The sequence below is a fragment of the Paucisalibacillus globulus genome, from assembly GCF_900184735.1.
Lineage (GTDB): Bacteria > Bacillota > Bacilli > Bacillales > Amphibacillaceae > Ornithinibacillus > Ornithinibacillus globulus_B.
Genome location: NZ_LT855388.1, coordinates 131,760 through 151,024 on the forward strand (window position 1 = coordinate 131,760; position 19,265 = coordinate 151,024).

The 19,265-nt window shown below is 36.0% G+C and carries 16 protein-coding genes and 1 tRNA gene; 10 read left to right on the forward strand and 7 right to left on the reverse strand.

The features are described 5' to 3' along the window. Nucleotides 1-88: 88 nt before the first annotated feature. The 3 genes from BN999_RS07825 to BN999_RS07835 form a co-directional block, all read right to left on the reverse strand. A complete protein-coding gene (locus tag BN999_RS07825; RefSeq protein ID WP_176481914.1) occupies nt 89-295 on the reverse strand; it encodes a hypothetical protein in 207 nt (68 codons plus the stop codon). 226 nt (nt 296-521) lie between these two features. Next, nucleotides 522-1,205: a DUF421 domain-containing protein gene (locus tag BN999_RS07830; protein WP_096270837.1), complete on the reverse strand. Its 684-nt coding sequence runs from the start codon at nt 1,203-1,205 to the stop codon at nt 522-524. Between the two features lie 28 nt (nt 1,206-1,233). Next, nucleotides 1,234-1,668, reverse strand: a complete 435-nt coding sequence (locus BN999_RS07835; protein WP_255247419.1) for a CBO0543 family protein — start codon at nt 1,666-1,668, stop codon at nt 1,234-1,236. Nucleotides 1,669-2,087: 419 nt separating this feature from the next. On the opposite strand from BN999_RS07835, the gene BN999_RS07840 reads away from it, so the two are divergent. Then, nucleotides 2,088-2,900, forward strand: a complete 813-nt coding sequence (locus tag BN999_RS07840) for a LytTR family transcriptional regulator DNA-binding domain-containing protein (protein ID WP_096270838.1) — start codon at nt 2,088-2,090, stop codon at nt 2,898-2,900. Nucleotides 2,901-3,231: 331 nt separating this feature from the next. Next, a complete protein-coding gene (locus BN999_RS07845) occupies nt 3,232-3,423 on the forward strand; it encodes an aspartyl-phosphate phosphatase Spo0E family protein (RefSeq protein WP_096270839.1) in 192 nt (63 codons plus the stop codon). 446 nt (nt 3,424-3,869) lie between these two features. On the opposite strand, the gene BN999_RS07850 is transcribed toward BN999_RS07845, so the two are convergent. Beyond that, a tRNA-Ala gene (locus tag BN999_RS07850) sits at nt 3,870-3,942 on the reverse strand. Nucleotides 3,943-4,107: 165 nt separating this feature from the next. Here BN999_RS07850 and BN999_RS07855 point away from each other — a divergent pair. The 3 genes from BN999_RS07855 to BN999_RS07865 all read left to right on the forward strand — a co-directional run bounded on the left by BN999_RS07855 (nt 4,108) and on the right by BN999_RS07865 (nt 10,330). Then, a complete protein-coding gene (locus BN999_RS07855) occupies nt 4,108-4,638 on the forward strand; it encodes an NUDIX hydrolase (protein WP_096270840.1) in 531 nt (176 codons plus the stop codon). 30 nt (nt 4,639-4,668) lie between these two features. Then, on the forward strand, nt 4,669-6,363 hold the full coding sequence (gene nagZ / locus BN999_RS07860; RefSeq protein ID WP_096270841.1) for a beta-N-acetylhexosaminidase: 1,695 nt from the start codon (nt 4,669-4,671) through the stop codon (nt 6,361-6,363). 268 nt (nt 6,364-6,631) lie between these two features. Beyond that, nucleotides 6,632-10,330: a 5'-nucleotidase C-terminal domain-containing protein gene (locus BN999_RS07865; RefSeq protein ID WP_096270842.1), complete on the forward strand. Its 3,699-nt coding sequence runs from the start codon at nt 6,632-6,634 to the stop codon at nt 10,328-10,330. Nucleotides 10,331-10,514: 184 nt separating this feature from the next. On the opposite strand, the gene BN999_RS07870 is transcribed toward BN999_RS07865, so the two are convergent. Continuing rightward, nucleotides 10,515-12,581, reverse strand: a complete 2,067-nt coding sequence (locus tag BN999_RS07870; protein ID WP_096270843.1) for an ankyrin repeat domain-containing protein — start codon at nt 12,579-12,581, stop codon at nt 10,515-10,517. After that, entirely contained in the window at nt 12,547-13,089 is a 543-nt protein-coding gene (locus BN999_RS07875; protein ID WP_096270844.1) for an RNA polymerase sigma factor, read from the reverse strand. The genes BN999_RS07870 and BN999_RS07875 overlap by 35 nt, the downstream gene beginning before the upstream one ends. Before the next feature lie 214 nt (nt 13,090-13,303). Between BN999_RS07875 and BN999_RS07880 the strand changes: the two genes are divergently transcribed. The 5 genes from BN999_RS07880 (at nt 13,304) to BN999_RS20290 (ending at nt 17,135) form a co-directional block, all read left to right on the forward strand. Then, nucleotides 13,304-13,588 (forward strand): YhdT family protein, encoded by a 285-nt coding sequence (locus BN999_RS07880; RefSeq protein WP_255247420.1) that lies wholly within the window; start codon nt 13,304-13,306, stop codon nt 13,586-13,588. Continuing rightward, nucleotides 13,585-15,072: a sodium/pantothenate symporter gene (gene panF, locus BN999_RS07885; protein WP_096270846.1), complete on the forward strand. Its 1,488-nt coding sequence runs from the start codon at nt 13,585-13,587 to the stop codon at nt 15,070-15,072. The genes BN999_RS07880 and panF overlap by 4 nt, the downstream gene beginning before the upstream one ends. Before the next feature lie 62 nt (nt 15,073-15,134). Beyond that, nucleotides 15,135-15,527, forward strand: coding sequence for a thiol-disulfide oxidoreductase DCC family protein (locus BN999_RS07890; protein ID WP_096270847.1), 393 nt, complete (start codon nt 15,135-15,137; stop codon nt 15,525-15,527). 88 nt (nt 15,528-15,615) lie between these two features. Next, nucleotides 15,616-16,710 carry a DUF4097 family beta strand repeat-containing protein gene (locus tag BN999_RS07895; RefSeq protein ID WP_096270848.1) on the forward strand — a complete coding sequence of 365 codons (1,095 nt, stop codon included), beginning with the start codon at nt 15,616-15,618 and terminating at the stop codon, nt 16,708-16,710. 101 nt (nt 16,711-16,811) lie between these two features. Then, nucleotides 16,812-17,135, forward strand: a complete 324-nt coding sequence (locus BN999_RS20290) for a hypothetical protein (protein ID WP_141249046.1) — start codon at nt 16,812-16,814, stop codon at nt 17,133-17,135. 57 nt (nt 17,136-17,192) lie between these two features. Here the strand turns inward: BN999_RS20290 and BN999_RS07900 are convergent, their stop codons facing one another. Further along, the gene (locus BN999_RS07900; RefSeq protein WP_096270849.1) at nt 17,193-19,172 is read right to left on the reverse strand and encodes an acetoacetate--CoA ligase; all 1,980 of its coding nucleotides are present in this window, start codon (nt 19,170-19,172) and stop codon (nt 17,193-17,195) included. Nucleotides 19,173-19,265: the final 93 nt, after the last annotated feature.

The window sequence follows — 19,265 nt, forward strand, 5'->3', positions numbered from 1 at the left end:
GAACATATTATACGAAAGGAAGAAGAAATGTCTTATCCTTTTTACTATTTTTTTTGATTAAGAACATCCATCTTAAGAAAAATCGTTTTTATTCTTGAAGAGAAGACATTGAATATCGGACCAATGGTTCAATCGTAATTTGGATGTTCCTTCCTAAAGGAAAATCAGGATGTGTACTTTCTTGTATGCTAAACAACTCTTTTTCCTGTACAACATTCACTGTCTTATATACGTAGAACAGATTGATACTAGATAATTCCTTTCCGAGTTTAGCACCTGCAATATCTGGATTCACTTCTATCCCGTAGAAATCGAATCTTATTCATAAGAATAAGGCGATGTCGCTTGGAGCACCTTGTTTAGCTCCCCGATTGAGGAAGACTAAAGAGTAACAGACACCTTTTCGGATAAATTCTTAAAACGGATTCTCTAGTTCATCTTAATTAATAAACGGTAAATTTTATTTTTAAATCAACATAATATTCACCAAGAAAATTGATATGCTCTTATCCTAACAAATTTTATTTAGGGCTTATATGTATGCCTTCACTCTTTCGCCAATCTGCGTAGAGTATACGCTTTACATTATCATATCCATTGGTAGTTAATTGGTTATCTAACCACTGTTGATCAAATCCGAGTTCATGTAAATTACCCCATAAAATTTCCCCATCTATAATTAACGATGTTGGGAGTTCTACTGAACTTTCTGGAAGATTGAGATCTTGCTTGTCTGGTTTTTGATACTTGGATTTTAATAATAAACTTAATTGCCCATTAGCTTCCAAAATACCGTATTTGACTTCGCGAACTGAAAAGACATTATTTAGTCGGAGTATACTCAATACTTGATTTACATCCAATTTGTTCTTTGCAAGTAACTTTCTGTCCATAACACCATCTCGAATGATTATGTTAGGATTGCCTAATAGGAGAGAACGTGTCGATTTATTTTTTAAAGTCATAAACTCTATTCCCAACATAAGAAACGTCCACAATCCGACGGCATATAAAAAATGTAAAATCCCTACCTTATCTTCATAAATGGTATTTCCTAACAAATCTCCAAGTACTAACACAAAAACTAAGTGAAACGGGGTTAACTGATAGATGGATGTTCTGCCTGTTATGATAATTATAAAAAATAAAGTGGCAAAACCAACGATGACTTTGATCGTCAGTAAACCAATATTAACTTCTTCCAAAGTTTTTTCCTCCAATTTTAAATTTTACTTAGGTGTAAGATCTTGAGGTTTTAGATAAAGAAGCTAGTTTTAGTATTAAAGCTCGAGTTCCAATTCCAACAATGATGTAATATATGAATGAATATCTGTATCCCCACTCTAAATAATTAACAAGTTTGATCCACTCGCAAAAGGGTTCACCTATAAAGGCATATGTTAGTGCCATAACGATCTGGGCTAAAATAAAAGATTTCCATGTTCTAAAATGTTGATATAACAACATGTATGCTACAGGTACCATTGAAAAATCAAAAGGAAAGGCCCGAGGAATAATAGGTAGGAATGCAATTGGATAATCCCAAAAACTATATTGTGCACCAACTACATCTAATAAGGTTGTTGTCAAGATAATTATGGTACCAAATAACAAAATTTCTAAAATAATGTCTCGTTTAACAAGTTTAGCCCATATAACCCAAGGCACAATAAAAAAACTACTAGAATCCACCATTCCCAAGTTAAAAACTCATTTTTTAGCCAACCATTTAATTCTAAATGATAGAGCTTATCTTCTAATAAACGTATTTCCTTAAGATTTTCAAATATATTATCTATTGTTATCATCCCTTATGTTCAGATACTTTTGATCTTAGCCCCTTTGAGCCACCTTTTTAGTATTACCGTTTTTTGGTAATTAATTCCCATTGTAAATAAGAAAAGTTTAAGGCCTGACATTGAACTTATTGAAAACTCTTTAGCAACGAAAACTATAAAGCCTAGTAGCCAATAAATACAATTCGGTAACTGACTTCCTAGTACTAGTTCTTGTCCATTTTTACATAATGTAGTATTCTGAAAATTGAGAAGAAAATAAGGTAAATTAAATGTAATGGGGAAAATAAAATGAGCGATTCTAGATATATAAAACAATTAGATATACATGATACCGGAATGGTTTTTACGTTTGTAAAAAAAGGTAATGAATTTGTTCATACCAACATTGAAGGACAGTTAGTTTATAACCTAGGATATACACCAAGTGATATTATAGGTAAAACTTTAACTGAACTCTTTCCTGGGGAATATGCCAAGATGAAATATAACTATTACTCAGATGCTTGGGCAGGGAACATTATCCACTATGAAAGTAGTATAAATGGGATTCAATATATTGCCTATTTGAGGCCGATCATAGAGGGTGGTAAAGTAGTTGAGGTGATAGGATCGTGTATTAATGTAACAGAGCAAACAGAATTACAAAAATCTATGTCTATAAAGAACAACTCAAAACCCATTTTTTTAACAAGTTTAACGGAAGAAAAATTATATAAAGCTCTACAAACCGCTGCTGACCTAATCAATCATACTTCGAAACAAGCGAATAATGCTGAGAGAAGGAACCTGACGATTAAAGAGAATAATAATATCATCTTTATCCCAGTTACGGAGATTATATTTATTGAGAGAGTGGATAGAAAATCACTTATTCATACAAATAACAAACGATTTGAAACTTATGAAGCATTAACTTGTTTGCATCAACAACTAAACGAAAATTTTATAAGGTGTCATAAGTCCTATATATTAAATACAGATTATTTAGAGATTATTGAACAAAGAGGCCAAAAATATTTTGCCCATTTTAGGGACTACGATATGGAAGCTAGAATTTCAATCAACTTGGTTAAGTTATTAAAAATGTATAAATCGAACTAACTCGGCAATTATTTTGCTGGGTTTTTTAATTTTTATAAAATTATATAATTTTTGTTTCTAATTAAAAAATTAATGTCTAAAACAGTTATTATATTGTTCGAAATATGTTAGATATTGTTTGAAGTGAATTAGACAACAAAATAAATTACCTTTATTATAGGACCTATTATATAGATTGAATAACAATCATGGGTATTATTCTGATTCTTATTAACTAAGTTCGAAAGTTGCGAGATGAATTAACAGGAAATTAAGCCTAAAGCAGCCATATATTTTCATCGAGGAAAACATAGCATTTGGATCACTATTTTGAAAGGGGGAGACTACTGTTATGGGAAATGGAGAAATATTTCAACAAAATACTATCCTTCATTCTGAAATAGAAGATAAAAGGAAACGTCTCATTTTACTTGGAAAAGAATTGGGACTAACGCACCAAGAAACGGTTCTAAACAGCCAGTTACTAGATGAATTAATCAATGAATATATTAAAAGTAAGTCGAAAGAAAGAAAAGATAGGTAATCTCGTTTTTTCGATAAAATACGAATCCAACAATATATAAAAGTTAAAGGAGACCAAACTTTTGAAGAAGATGACGAGTGGGCTTGTACTAGAAAATTGATTCAAATTAATAAAGCACATAAACGTTTGGGCAAGCTCCCAGCTAAAGATTTCGGAAAAATAGGAAATGACAATGAAGGATCGTTTGGAATTGATAAATAATTTTCTAATGGAGTGAAAAAAACTAATATTCCAATACGGTTATTTGATATAAAGTGAGCAGTTTATTTTATAAAGGCATTATTTAGCTCTGTCTATTCCTATGACGTTTAAGTTTGTCCAAGTTAATTGAAGAGACAAAGGTTTCGCCCCAAAAAGTCTGTATTACTAAAAAGTGAATAAAACTTTTATAAAAATAAATAGGACTCAAGTCCCGATAATAAGGGTTTGAGTCCTATCTGTATCAATGGAGCATAGCGGGCTCGAACCGCTGACCTCTACACTGCCAGTGTAGCGCTCTCCCAGCTGAGCTAATGCCCCGTATGAATAACATAATTATAATCTCTTTGAGAGAACTTTTCAATCCTATAAGACTATTAGTAAGATAGAAGATGAAACACAATGGAAAAACAATACGTCTATTTCTATGTGGACAAGTATAAGATTTTAGTAAGGGCATAAATATAGTCATGATGAGGTGCTAACATGGATTTTCATAAAGTAATAGAAGAGCAGAATAGTAGTAATTACACTTATCTAAATGAGAGAGTTGCTGTACGAAGTGTTATTTATAAAGAAGACAGGGTTTTGTTAGTTCACTCAAGTAAGGGTTATTATAAGTTTCCGGGTGGCGGTGTTGAACTAAAGGAAAGCCATGAAGCAGCACTGATCAGAGAGATAAGAGAAGAAACCGGTTATGTTAACGGCCAGGTGAAACTAAAGATGGGGACCGTTATCGAGAGAAGGATAGATGAATACGATAGTAATGCCTTGTTTCAAATGACTTCCCATTACTATCTTTGTGAATTGATAGATGAGTATAAAGTTAATCAGGAATTAGATGATTATGAGCATGAAGAGCAATTTACACCTGTTTGGATGGAACCAGAGAAAGCAGTTAGACAAAACCAAATAAAGATCGATGAGCTAAACCAAAACAGCTTTCTACTGCGAGAGAATTATGTTCTCGAGAAGCTAAATCAATTCATGAAACAGAATCAAGTTAATCTACCATAATTTATTTTGAATAGGAGAAGGGACGATTACATGAAAAAGTATGTTAAGTTTATCAGTCTATTTATTATCCTTCTCATCACAATAGTTGCAATTTGGTTTGGAAAGGATTTCCTAGCTACTCAAAGCACTTTTTTTGCAAAAGATGCGCAGCAATTGGAGCGATTTCCGATTGATAAAATTGGTATGGTAAAACCGGATCCGTCCATTCTTTATGTGAAAAAAGTTATCCAGCATGCAAAGGAAGGTAAGGCTCCTGATATTCCATTTATTGCTGGGAACTCTCTAGTTAGTGAAGTGAAGTCTACCTTTGGAGAACCTGAAAGTTCCATTACAGCAGGTGACGGGATATATATCGATTATCAAGGTGGTACCGTTAGTTTTGGCTATAGTGATGACACTATCTTTGATGTTCGCTCCTATCGGGAAGAAGTAAAAAGCATACGCTATGAGGATATCATTCAGGCTGCTGGAGAAGCTGATGAACAAAGGTATTACAAAGATAATCAAGTAGACCAAATTATATTGGTATACCATGTAAATGAAGTCTACCAGCTGAAATGGATATTGCCTAGACCTTCGGATAGTGATCCCAATCCAGTGGTGCATCATATTTCGGTATATACCGACCCTGGATTTCCAAATGAAGAGGAACTGAGTCTAGTAGAATCCTTGACCCTAGATGAAAAAATAGGCCAAATGATTATGGCTGGGATAGAAGGAACAACACCGACTCCAGAAGCTATTGATTTAATTGAGGAATATAAGATCGGTGGGTTTATTTTCTTCCGTGATAATTTAACAAGTTATAGCCAATCCTTAGATTTTATTAATGGAATGAAGCAAATGAATAAGGGGAATAAAATTCCGTTATTTTTATCGGTGGATCAAGAGGGAGGACGTGTTCGGAGATTACCAGGGCTTGAAGAACTCCCTACGAACAAGGAAATTGGATTACTAGATAATCCAGAGCTGTCCTACCAAGTTGGTACTATTTTAGCAAAAGAACTACAAGCTTTCGGTATGAATATGAATTATTCACCAGTCATGGATGTGAATAGTAATCCGAAGAATCCTGTTATTGGTGATAGGGCTTTTGGGAATAAAACAGAATTAGTAAGCAGGCTAGGAACTCAGACGATGAAAGGTATGGAGGATGAAAATATTATACCCGTCATCAAACATTTCCCTGGACACGGGGATACATCAGTTGATTCTCATTTGGAGTTACCACGTATTGATAAAAGCCTAGCTGAGTTGTATGATATGGAATTAATTCCGTTCATTGATGCCATTCGAGAAGGGGCAGATGTTGTGATGGTGGCGCATATCCTATTCCAACAATTAGATGATCAGTATCCATCGTCCATGTCCAAACCCATTATTACAGATTTGCTTAGAGATGAGTTGGGCTTTGAAGGAGTTATTATAACAGATGACATGATGATGGATGCAATTGAGAGTCATTATGAGATTGGGGAAGCGGCTGTCCAATCTGTGAAGGCAGGGAGTGACATCATCTTAATTAGTGAGCATTATGAGGATATTATTCAATCATTTGAAGCAATAAAGGCAGCAGTTCAACAAGGTGAAATAAGTGAAGCGCGGATTAATAAAAGTGTCGAGAGAATCGTTGAATTAAAGGAAAAGTACGGTGTTAATGACAAACCAGTAGACTATTATGATATTCAACAAATTAACAATGAAATAAAAGGTCTATTTCAATAGGACTGTTCACCTTGAACAGTCCTGTTTTTTTATTTAAAGTAAAAATATTAAATTTTTATAATTTAGTTTTTATTTAAGTCTAAAGTCCAAATATGGGCTTTTGGGGCTATTAGGTAATAACTCCTGTTTTTTGAAAATTCATAGGAGTATAGTAACGAATACTTCCAACTTTACAAAAACTTTATAGAATATGACAGTTTACTGTGCTATTAATGATATGTAAGATGCAATTTTGGTCTACGATTCTATAAAAAAGTGGAGGGTTAAAATGAAAAAAGCATCGATTAGAAAGTTGTTTAATCTAGTTCTTATTTTTGCACTAGTATTCTCGAATACACCGTATGTATTCGCGGGAACTGCAACTAGTAGTGAAGAAACACTTGCCGACAATCTATTTATCTCTGAATACGTAGAGGGTAGCTCATTTAACAAGGCAATTGAGATCTATAACGGTACTGGAGAAGCGGTTAATCTAGCAAACTATACACTGGAATTGTATAGCAATGGTGCTTCCTCCCCAAGTCAATCCTTAACATTATCAGGCGTGTTAGATCATGGTGATGTATTGGTATTGGCACATGCTAGCGCTAGTGAGGCGATTTTAAATGTAGCCGATGTAACAAATAGTGCTGTAATAAATTTTAACGGCGATGATGCTTTAGCATTAAAGAGTAATGGTAGTTTACTAGACGTTATTGGAACAATTGGAGATAGAACTAATTTTGGTACAGATAAAACACTAGTAAGAAACTCATCTGTAACATCTCCAAGCGATGTTTTTGTTGAAACAGATTGGAGTAATCAAGGAAAAGATAATTTTACATATTTAGGATATCACGAGATGGACGGGGTTAATCCAGGAGAACCAGGTGATCCAGGAGATCCTGGCGAACCAGGAGAACCGGGTGAAGTGTCCGCAATTAGTGATGTTCGTAATCTACCTGATGGTACTAGAGTAACAATTGAGGGTATCGTAACTGCTGATAGTGATGCAATAAGTAATGCAGGGCAGCTAACTACTTATATTCAAGACGAGTCAGCGGGTATTAATTTATTTGCTTATCAGAAAGGCGAACATCCAAGCTTATCTAAAGGGGATAAGGTTCAAGTAATTGGTGAACTAGATTCCTATAATGGATTAAAGGAAATTGTCCCTACCTCTATTGAAGTATTGGCACAAGATCAACCTTTACCAGAAGCACAAACTATTACTTTAGAAGATTTAAATAATCCTGCTATAGCAGAAACTCTTGAAGGACAATTGGTCCAAGTCAATGCGTTTATTAATAATATTCCTGGAAGTCCTGCTGGTGGAGGATACAATGTTTCACTAGTAGATGCTGACTTTAATGGAACGATTTTACGTGTGATGGAGAATGCATTAGATATTTCACAAGTAGAATCGGATAAATGGTATGACATTACAGCGATTGTTAGTCAGTATAATGACTATCAATTAATCCCTACTGAGCAAGCGGATATCCAACTTGCTGCAGAACAACCAGATCCTCCGTCTGCAGAGGGACTCTATGAAACGACGGTTGCTAGTATTACAGATGGGGATACAATTCGTATTGAGACACCAGTATTTGGTGAAGTAAGAGTACGTTTCTTAAATATGGATACTGCGGAGACATATAATGCACATAACAATGACCCAGCCCGTGCGGAAATTAATCAGAATCAAAAATATTATGGTGAACTAGCAAAATCTTATATCAATGAATTAATTCAGCCTGGTGACGAAATTTACTTGAAAATTGGTGAAGAACCAACTGATGATTATGGCCGTATTCTAGCTGAAGTTATTCGTAAAGAAGATAACTTAAATATCAATCTAGAAATGGTTGCACAAGGTTATGCATCTACTTACTTCCTTGCACCAATTGATGAAGAGGCATATCCACAGTATCAAGATGCGGTAAGAGAAGCAAAAGATGCAGGTTTGGGAATCTGGAATCCTGAAAATCCTTTACTTGAGCTACCATTTGTATTCCGAGCGTTTGATGATAAAAAAGGTTTATTACGTTACGTTGGTAATTCCGACACAATGGAATATGTAGTACCAGAGGATTGGGAGACAGTTCCAGTTGATAAACGTATATTCTTTACTAGTCCTGAAGAAGCAGAATCGTATGGATTCGTACCATTCGGAAGCGAAGATCCAAATATCTTAGAAGTACAATTCTTAAGCATGAACGATTTACACGGAAAAATTGACCAAGAATACATGATTGATCCTGATGGTGATGGAACTAGTGACATGTATGGTCGTATGGATTATACTGCTACAGCGATTAAAGAAAGGGAAGCAGAAAATCCAAATACATTAATCGTACACGCTGGTGATATGATTGGTGGAAGTTCTCCGGTTTCCGGACTTCTACAAGATGAGCCAACAGTTGAAATTATGGAAGAAATAGGATTTGATGTTGGTACAGTTGGAAACCATGAATTTGATGAAGGACTGGATGAATTACTTCGTATGGTAAACGGTGGAGATCATCCAGAAGGTAAGGGAACAGAAGGTTATGATGGTATGAACTTCCCTGTACTTTGTGCGAACTGTGTTCATGAAGATACTGGGGAAACATTCTTAGATCCATACTACATCACAGAAGTTGATGGTGTTGAGATTGGTTTTGTGGGAGTAAACACGGTAGAAACGGTGAATATGGTCATGCCTGCCTCTTTAGAAGGAGTAGCATTTACAGATGAAGCAGAAGCAGTGAATGATGCGGTTGCTGAATTAAAAGCACAAGGCGTTAAATCAATTGTTGTGCTAGCACATATGCCAGCATACCAATCTGGCGAAAGTGCAACAGGTGCTGCTGCTGACCTAGCTAATGCGATTGATGATGAAGTTGATATTATTTTTGCAGCACATAATCATGTTGTGAATAATGCGGTAGTAGATAATAAGTTAATTGTTCAAGCAAATGAATATGGAAAAGCATTTGCAGATGTAGATGTACAAATCGATCGCACTACTGGTGACATTATAACGAAAGAAGCGGAAGTTGTATTTGTAAAACAAAGCGACTATACTCCAGATCCAGTAGTAGCGGAAACATTAGCATTTTATGCTGAAGCCATTGCACCTATCATTAATGAAGAAGTTGGTTATAACGCTCAAGACTTAACTGGCAGCTATGCAAATGAAAGTGACCATGGTCTTGGAAACCTAATTGCAGATGGTATGAAATGGAATATGGATAGTGATTTTGCAATGCAAAATGGCGGGGGAATTCGCGATGTGTTGCTTGCTGGCCCAATTACTTGGGGCGAACTATACAATATCCTACCATTTGGGAATACATTGATGAAGGTTGAAATTACTGGAGCAGATCTTTACCCAATTTTAAATGAGCAGCTATCTGGCTACGGTGGAGATTATAGTATTGCTGGATTCCATTATACATTCAATCCAGAACTACAACAGGTTGTAGATATTACACTTCCAGATGGATCACCAATTGATATGGATGCTGTTTATACTCTTACGGTGAACAACTACATGGGTACTTCTGATGGTCCAATTAAAGACCTAGGAAAAAATCCTGTAATGGGTCCTGTGGATGTGGATGCAATGGTGGAATTCGTTAAGAGCCTAAATAGCTCCGAGGATAACCCAATTGTATATGGACCAGAAGGAAGAATTGCAACAACAGATGAAGTTCCAGGAGAAGAACCAGAGGAGCCAGAGTATGTAGAGGTTCCAGTTAAGAAGAATAACGGAACAGCTACAGTTCATACAAAAGATCTGGAAGCACTTGAACAGGGTGCCCATGTCATCATCAACATTTACAATAGAAGTAAACCTAGAAAACTATTATTAAATAAAAAACAAGTTGAAATATTGAAAGAAAAAAATGTAACACTAAAGGTAACGAACGGAACAACATCTAAAACATTTGTTATGGTTGAAGTGAGAGATAGAATTTTACAAGTTAGTTTAGTGGATTAGGATAGTGGAGTATCTCCTTTTAGTGGGGATACTCCTTTTAATATTGCATCAGGCATTCGTGATATTTACTTCCATTACAACAATCAATCGCATAGTTTTCTATATTCTAAGGATATATCTTTTGGCGAGGTAAGATTCTTAAAAATAAGAAAGGAAAGCCATCACAGCTTTCCTTACTCATGCATTATGGGGTCCATGCATTATGCAGGATACCAACAAGCTTCCAATCCCCATCATATTCTTCAAAAATAAGTGTTAACTGCATCCAACTTAACTCTTCACCTTCAACTGTTTCATAGTAGGAGTATTGTACCATATGAGCATCTGGAAATTTGCCCCTAACATTTTCTGTAAAGAATTCTGGTCCCATTAAATCTTGTTGATTTACATAGATGGCATCTGGATTTTTGTTGGCGTAAACATAGCTGTCGAAGTATTCAGCTGTGGTCATCTCAATTGGTAATCCACTTGCTGCATGATCACCCCAACGATAAACGGTTTGGTCTTGTAGTAATGTTGGTATTTCATTTTCACCAAATATTATAGGATCATGCTGTTCATACATCGGTGTAGAGGTTAACTGTAAGAATGGTGCAAATAAGACCCCTTTTTCAGGGTGAACATGTTTGGCTAGTTCATCCAAATCTCTATCTGCCAATGTATCCAGTACTTCATTTGCAGGTCCTAAAACACCTGGGTATTTATAGTGAAGTTCAATGGCTAGTATATTAGTCTCATCTTTTGGATAGTTAACTGTACCATCATAAATCACTCGTAAATCATAATGCTCTAACATATAGGACATGATGACTTTATCATTATTATCATTCATGTAAGTTGACTTTGGACCACCCAATATAGTTTCAATATCGGACAGCGTAACGTTGTCACCTGGATTTAGTTCATAACGATAAGACATATACATATCTGAATCATCAGGTTTGATAAAAATATGATCGCCATATACATCAGCAGTACCACCGTCTACTTCAAATGACTCAAATCGTTCTCCATACTTATTTTCAAATACGGATGGATCAGCTGGTAATTGTACAGTTAGTATATTTGGTAGTCTTCCAATTGCAACATATGATAAGAAGTTCTCATCAAGCATATCCTCTAAATATGGCACCTCAGATGCCATCCAAGACTCTAAATCATACCCCTCTACTAATGTCGCACCATGTTGAATGAGTAAATCGTCAATTGGCATGAAATTATATTTTCCGGCCATCCATAGAACTGTGATGTCACTAGAGGAGGTTACGGTTGTATTTGGATTCGCTCCAGATTCTAGTAAAAGCTTTACCATTTCGGTTTGATGACCATAAACAGCTTTAACCAAAGCATTATAATCGCGGTTGTTACGGTGCTCTATCTCTGCTCCATTTTCTAATAATACCCCAGCAACTTCAGTACTTGTCGTAAGTGTTAGTGGGGTATCGTTATACTCATCCATTACATTAGGATTTGCCCCAAGTTCTAGTAATTCCGCAACTATCTTTTCTCTGTTTTCTTTCGCTGCTAGAAGTAGGGCTCTATCTGGGTTTGCACCATCACGAATATAAGCATATATATTTTCCCAGTCACGTTCGCTTGGAGCTTTAGCCAATTCACTATTCATTAGATCTTGAACATTTTCCGTTTCTTCCTGTTCTTCTGGTTTCTCTTCATCCTCTTCTTCTACAACTAAATACTTATCTTTAAAGAAGGTTGATCGAAATTCATGCCATTTAGAGGAATCAAATTCATACCACTGTTCATTGATAAGAATTAGATCAGTCTTTGCAAACTCCAGTACTTCAATGAGCTCACCATCTTCATTATATAGCTCAATTTTATCTCGATAGGAGCTACTCTTTTCCGATTCAGTTAACTCTACTTTACCGACAGTTTCGTTAAATAAATCGATGACTTCTTGATCTTCGGAAGTAAAGGAACGTAGATCACCTGATACTCCATTAATCTTTGCAATATCACCCTTTACAATATCGGTAAAGGAAATACTGGTTGATTGTGGGTTATTTCCAAGATTTCCATATATCAGTATGGCAAATAAGAATGCAGCAGCTAAGGCGGCAAACGTAGTAGCGATGCCTTTCATACTTCGCTTCTTCTTTGGTGTGGTTCTATTAGTTCTCGTATTCATAATGGTTCGTTTAATCTGTAATTCTTTATTTTTATTTATATTAGGCTTTGGCATCATGCGTAGTGAATCATCTAATTGCTCTAGGTGACTTTGTCTCTTCATGAGAGAAACACCTCCTTAATTCTTCATGTAAAGCTATTTTTGCACGATGATGTGTCGACTTAACTTTACTTTCACTCCATTTCAGAATACTTGCCGTTTCTTGAACAGAAAGCTCCTTTATTCCCCTCAGTATGATGACATCTTGATAATTTGGTTTGAGTAGTTGAATACATTGATAGATAGAATTAGTACTTTCATTTAGGTCCAGGATCGTTTCAGGGGATGTATCCGTCTTAGGCTCATTTGTTGTGTCTAATGGAACAGTATCTGCCCATTTCTTTGTTTTCTTCTTTCTAGATTCATCAATGGCTAAGTTGCGCGCAATACTAAATAGCCAAGTTTTTGGTGTTGAATTTTCTTTAAAACCGTTAAAACCTTTTAATGCTTTAATGAAGACTTCCTGCAGTAAGTCTTCGGCTTCGGCAGGACCAACTCTATATATCAAAAAGTGATAAACATCATTACCATACAGGTCGAACCAATCTGCTATAATTTCATTATGCGACACAATACTCACCTCCTGGTTTTCATTAAATTAGACGAAGATTTTGTAAATAAATTGCATTTTATTCAGATATTTTAAAATTAGGCGTTGTTAAGGTTAGTTTTATTATTTTAAAATGGTACTGTGCGGTCTAGAAAGGTCTACGCTATTTCAATTTACAAATCAATACTATATAGTAGAAAGAGAACTTGTACATAAGAACAAGGGGGGATCTTCCTTGCAAAATAAGAAACATAATTTAAATAAAATAGCTAACCGTGAAGCCTTAATTGGTGTAGGGCTAGTCATTTTTAATTTCATATGGTGGTATGGTTTTGCCTATGGACTAGGTAGTAAAGACCCAGACGAATATCGAATAATATTTGGGTTGCCTGACTGGTTCTTTTATAGTTGTGTTGTAGGCTTTATTGTCATGGTGGTTTTAGTCATTATTGTGGTTAAAGCATTCTTTGTTGAAATTCCCTTCGATTATGAAGATGAAGAAGGGGAGGCTGAAAGATGAATTGGGCAGCAATTATTCCGCTATTTATTTTCTTAATTATAATCTTTTTAGTTGGATTATACGCTAGCAAATTTGTGCAATCCTCTAAATCATTTTTGGATGAATATTTTCTAGGTGATCGAAGTCTAGGTGGATTTGTGCTAGCCATGACAATGACTGCTACATATGGAAGTGCAAGTAGTTTTATTGGTGGGCCAGGAACAGCATATACACAAGGACTAGGGTGGGTACTTCTTGCCATGTCACAGGTTGCTACTGGTTATTTTGTCCTAATGGTGTTAGGGAAGAAGTTTGCTATTGTTACACGAAGATACAAAGCAATTACAATGGTGGATTTCTTAAAAGAACGTTACAAATCGCCAGTTGTTGTCATCCTTTCTGCAATAAGTATAATCGTGTTTTTATTTTCCGCAATGGCAGCACAGTGGATTGGTGGGGCAAGACTTATTGAATCTCTAACCGGGATGTCCTATACAACTGCATTATTTATTTTTGCTGCATCGGTATTGGTCTATGTAACTATTGGTGGGTTCCGCGCGGTTGCATTAACCGATGCGATACAAGGGTCGATTATGTTTATTGGAACACTAATATTACTGATTGCTACAATAATTGCTGGTGGAGGTATATCGAATATAATTGCCGATTTACATGCAGAAAATCCTAACCTTATCTCACCCTTTGGGGCGGAGGGTACGCTGACCCCTGCCTATGTTTCCTCATTCTGGATACTAGTTGGAGTGGGTGTTGTTGCTTTACCGCAAATTGCCGTGCGTGCCATGTCCTATAAGAATGCCAAGTCGATGCACAGAGCATTAATCATAGGAACTATTGTAGTTGGGTTTATCATGTTAAATATGCACTTAATTGGCGTGTTTGCTAGACCAATCTTACCGGGTATTGAAATTGGTGATAAAGTTATGCCATTAATTGCGCTAGAAACAATGCCTGCTTGGTTAGCTGGTATTGTACTAGCAGCACCTATGGCAGCCATTATGTCTACGGTGGATTCATTACTCATCTTAGTGAGTTCGACAATTATTAAGGATGTTTATATAAATTATATGAAACCCGATGCATCTCATACGACTGTAAAAAGGATGAGTATTGGGGTTACAGGAATTTTAGGTGTTATTATCTTTATCATGGCACTTGATCCTCCAGACTTAATTATCTGGCTAAATTTGTTTGCTTTTGGGGGATTGGAAGCTGCGTTTATTTGGCCGGTGATTCTTGGGCTATATTGGAGAAATGGGAACAAATATGGTGCCATTGCATCAATTATAGTAGGGGTTGGATTGTACACACTGTCTGACTTATTACCGAAACTATTATCGATTGACTCTACAGCAATGGATAGTTTCTTTAAACCATTTGGTATGCATGCCGTGGTTGTACCTGTTATTGCTTCATTTATTGCATATGTCCTAGTGAGTCTATTGACAAGAAAAACAATACCGAATGAATTAAAACCGAATTTTTAACGAAATGCGCTCATGTATGGGCGCTTTTCGTGTATAGATAGGTTAAGGGGAGGAACATCAATATGACTAGGGTAATTCTTTTTGACGGAGTATGTAATTTCTGTAACTCAAGTGTCCAATTCATTATTAAAAGAGATCCTCAAGGTATATATCAGTTTACATCCCTTCAGAGTGATGTTGGGCAAAAGCTGTTAAAGGACCATGAAGTACCGGTTGAGTTAGATAGTTTCATTTATATAGAGGATGAAAAGATATACTTTAAATCAACCGCAGCTCTAAAAGTGTGTAGAAACCTTAAAGGATTATGGAAGCTTTTATATATCTTTATTATCGTACCTCGACCACTACGGGATGCTGTGTATGGAGTTATAGCTCGCAACCGGTACAAGTGGTTTGGTAAAAGGGATGCTTGTATGATTCCCTCCCCAGAGCAACGCAAAAGATTTTTAGATTAATTTCAGACTTTAGACGGAGTTCATCTCATACACGAGTATGTTGTTAGAAGAGGTAGAACTTAATACACTGGAATAAAGAGGAAAGTGGATGGGAGAGGTATGGATGGGTTTACTGAAGAACTTATTTGGAGTCTCGAGAAAACCAGTAAAACATGAAAAGTCTTTTGATATACAAAAAGTGAATGACTTGATCATATCGGTTGATGCAGCTGATGTAGAAGTGATTGTGCATGATCTTCCTAAAGTAGAAATAAAATTTGTATCGTATGAAGGTGGTCCTGGATTAGAGATAACTAAAACAGATAATGCCTTAACTATAATCTCTAAAAAGGAACATAAAGGTCCAACTTTTATGTTTGGGGATATACCAACATGCTCTCTGAAAATTTATGTACCTAATGATGTAGCGAATTTTTGGGATATTACAACCACTTCTGGTTTAATTGATGCATCTAATCTAATTGCTGCTTCTTTTCGAATGAATGCGGCTTCCGGAAAGATTACTATGTCAAAATTAACTGCTGAAAAAATTAATGTAACCACTACATCTGGAAAAATACAACTTAAAGAATTAAAGGCAGATAAATTAAAGTTCTATGCCAATTCTGGAATTGTTAATATTCATTCTGCCAATGCAGATATTACAGGTCAAGTTGGTTCTGGAAGTGTATTGTTATCGGCAATTAAAGGGGAAGAATTAGAAGTAAAGGCCGGGTCAGGCAAAGTGGTATTAAAAGAAGTATATATGAAAAATGCTACTGTGAAAGCAAATTCGGGTAAAATTGATGCTGAGAATTTCTGGGCGGAAACAACCATTGCCAATGTTGGCTCTGGAAAAATAAATATAAGAGATTTCCGCGGGTCCATTAAAGGGAATGCAAACTCAGGTAGTATTAATATTTCAGTTTCTGATAATTCAGGGGTAGACTTGAAAACAGGAAGTGGAAACATACATGTGGAGTTTCATGAGTTTGAATTAAACACCCTCTTTGATATTAAAACAGGTTCAGGTGATATTATAACCAATTTACCAATGCGTGTGGAAGAACGGAAAAAACATCATGTGATTGGAAAAGCTGGCAATGGTGATCATTTAATCCGTCTTCGAACAGGATCAGGAAGAGTCGTTATGTATACAGCGAAATCCTCATTGTTAAATAAAGGTATTAAAATAATAAGTTAGCTCTGTAAACAGAAGGGGATAGAGGAATTCTCTTCTGTTTTTATTTGCGTGTAACATGTTGTAGGAAAAGTAATTAAGTAAGAACAAGTGGCAGGGTTCTCATGACGTATTATAGAAGAAAAGCGAGAAAAAACACGGTGATAAGAGCCCTCATCACGTTTTATGTAAGAGAAACGAGAAAAAACACGGTGATAAGAGCCCTCATCACGTTTTATGTAAGAAAAACGAGAAAAAACACGATGATGAGAGCCCTCATCACGTTTTATGTAAGAAAAACGAGAAAAAAGGCGATGATAGGAGCCCTCATCACGTTTTATGCAAGAAATGCGAGAAAAAACACGGTGATAAGAGCCCTCATCACGTTTTATGTAAGAAAAACGAGAAAAAACACGATGACAAAGTCCATCACCGTGTGCTCCAAATAAATTATTGAAAATAACAGGATGAGAAGCTATCTCATCATCCCAAGAATAAAACTAATTTCAAAGCTTCTCTTTATAAAACTCCTCAAAATAAACTAGTGATTCCGGATTACTCAATGAACCTTTATTTGCTACGTTTTCTAATGGCTGTCCCATTAGTATCTTTTTAACTGGAATCTCCAACTTCTTCCCATTTAATGTCTTTGGAAGATCTTGAACTTGAATAACTTCTGTTGGTACATGTCTTGGTGAACATTGTGTTCTAATTTGTTGTTTTATGGCTAAAACAATGTCATCTGTTAATGCTTCATTTTCCTTTATCATTACAAAAAGTGGCACAAAGGAATCACCATTCTCAAGTGGAATATCCACTATTAAACTATCAGCAATTTCTTTTACTTGGTCAACCGCTCGATAGATTTCACTCGTACCAATGCGAATCCCACCACGGTTAATTGTCGCATCTGAACGTCCATAGATTACACAAGTTCCGCGGTCTGTGATTTTGATGTAGTCTCCATGCCGCCATATTCCAGGATACATATCAAAGTAACTATCTCTCATTCTGCTACCATCTTCATCATTCCAGAAAAAGATTGGCATAGCTGGAAAAGGCTTGGTGATAACCAGTTCTCCCACTTCATTAATATGGGCATGGCCTTCCTCATCAAAGCTCTCTATCTTGACCCCTAGGCCACGGCATTGTAATTCTCCTGCATATACAGGCAAGGTTGGAACACCTAAGATAAAGGCTGTACAAACATCAGTTCCCCCACTAATGGATGCTATAGAAAGATCCTCTTTTACATGGTCATAACACCATCTAAAGCCCTCCGGAGGGAGTGGTGAACCTGTTGAACTAATAGTTTGCAAATGGCTTAAGTCGAATTCCTTCCCTGGTGAAAAGTCATCCTTCATACATGCCGTAATATAACTTGCAGATGTTCCGAAAACGGTCATGTTGGTATCTTGGGCAAATTTCCAAAGCATCCTTTTATCTGGGAATGCAGGGTTGCCATCATAAAGTATGATACTGCTACCTGTGAGTAAGCCACCAACTAAGTAATTCCACATCATCCAACCTGTTGTAGTGAACCAGAAGAAACGGTCATCCTCATGTAAGTCTGTATGAAAAGTTAGTGCTTTCAAATGTTCAACTAACATACCACCTTGGCTATGAACAATTGGCTTTGGTTTACCTGTAGTACCAGAAGAGAACAAAATCCATAATGGGTCACTAAACTCAACATGTTCGAATGTTATTTCCTCACTCGTGTATGTTATAGCCTCATTCCACAGTTGAACTGATTTAAGTCCATCAAATTGTTCTTCCGTATTTAAGTAAGGTATGGCTATAGTAGCTTCTAAAGATGTAAGCTCAGACTGGATTTCCCTTATAACTTCCGTTCGATTGAAATCTTTGCCGCCATATCGATATCCATCAATGGTAATCATCACTTTTGGCTCAATCTGTTTAAACCGGTCAATGACACTCTGCTTTCCAAAATCAGGGGATGCACTAGACCAAATAGCACCTATGCTAGCTGTTGCAAACAATGCAACAATGGATTCATAGATATTAGGGATGTATGCAACAACACGATCGCCTTTAGAAACCCCTAGACTTCTTAAAGTTTTTTGTAATGCTGCAGTATCTTGATAAAGTTTTTTCCATGTTACTTCCCCGGTTTCCGTTCTAATTTCTGATGTATGAATAATAGCAGTTTTGTCCTTATTAAAGTTGCGAAAAATATGCTCTATATAATTAATCTTTGCTCCATCAAACCATTTAGCCCCAGGTATTGTATGGGATGAGAGTACACTATGGTAGGGGGTAGCTGATTGAATATCAAAATACTCCCAAATACTTTCCCAAAATAGTTCAATATCATTTACGGACCATTCCCATAAAGATGAATAGTCTTTAAAGGAAAGTCCCTTTTTCTCTTCAAGCCAGTTCATGTATGTTAAGATATTTGAATGATTAATTCGGTCTTGATTCGGCTTCCAAAGTAGGGTGCCTTCTTCGATTGGTTTCATGTAACTCCTCCCCATAAGTTCATCATCATTAATTGTATTATATGAAAACGGTTTCTATGTGTAAAGAATGGACAAGGATGAAGAAACAAAGAA